Below are 1022 nucleotides of genomic sequence, written 5' to 3' on the forward strand. Positions count from 1 at the left end.
AGATGCTACGTCAGGTCCACTTGGGCAAGGTATTGCTATGGCTGTCGGTATGGCACAAGCTGAACGTTTCTTGGCTTCTCGATATAACAAGGAAGGCTTCCCAATCTTTGACCATTATACTTATGTTATTGCGGGGGATGGTTGCTTTATGGAAGGCGTTTCGGCCGAAGCATCATCTTACGCTGGTCTTCAAAAATTGGATAAATTGATTGTCTTGTACGATTCAAATGATATCAATCTTGACGGTGAAACTAAAGATTCATTTACTGAAGATGTACGTGCACGTTATGAAGCTTATGGTTGGAACACTGAATTTGTTCAAGATGGAACAGATATTGAAGCTATCAACGCTGCTATTGAAAGTGCAAAAGCAAGTGGTAAACCATCTTTGATTGAGGTTAAGACTATCATTGGTCATGGTGCTCCTAATAAACAAGGAACTAACGGTGTTCACGGTGCTCCTCTTGGACCAGATGAAACAGCAGCTGCAAGAGAAAACTTGGGTTGGAACCATGCTCCATTTGAAATTCCAAAAGAAGTTTATGCTGATTTCAAGGAAAATACAGTTGATCGTGGTCGTCAGGCCTATGACACTTGGGTTGCTTTGGTAGATGAGTACAAACAATCTTACCCAGAACTTGGTTCTGAACTTGCACGCATTCTTGAAGGTAAGGATGCAGTTGAATTCCAATTTTCAGACTTCCCAGCTGTTGAAAATGGTTATTCACAAGCAACTCGTAATTCAAGTCAAGATGCTTTGAATGCTATTGCTGATAAAGTGCCAACATTCCTAGGTGGTTCTGCGGATTTGGCTCACTCAAATATGACTTACATTAAATCTGAAGGTCTACAAGATGATGAACATCGTCTTAACCGTAACATTCAATTTGGTGTACGTGAGTTTGCGATGGGAGCAATCTTGAATGGTATGTCTCTCCATGGTGGACTTCGTGTTTACGGTGGTACCTTCTTCGTATTCTCAGACTAGGTAAAAGCAGCAGTTCGTTTGTCTGCACTTCAAG

Annotated in this window: 1 protein-coding gene; it reads left to right on the forward strand. The window is 41.4% G+C overall.

Annotated elements, in window-relative coordinates; translation table 11 throughout:
- Positions 1–988: transketolase family protein (locus CGS49_RS13750; RefSeq protein WP_489752638.1), on the forward strand; the 988-nt coding region annotated here is incomplete at its 5' end.
- Positions 989–1022 lie beyond the last annotated feature (34 nt).

It is taken from the genome of Faecalibacterium langellae, from assembly GCF_002549775.1.
Lineage (GTDB): Bacteria > Bacillota > Clostridia > Oscillospirales > Ruminococcaceae > Faecalibacterium > Faecalibacterium langellae.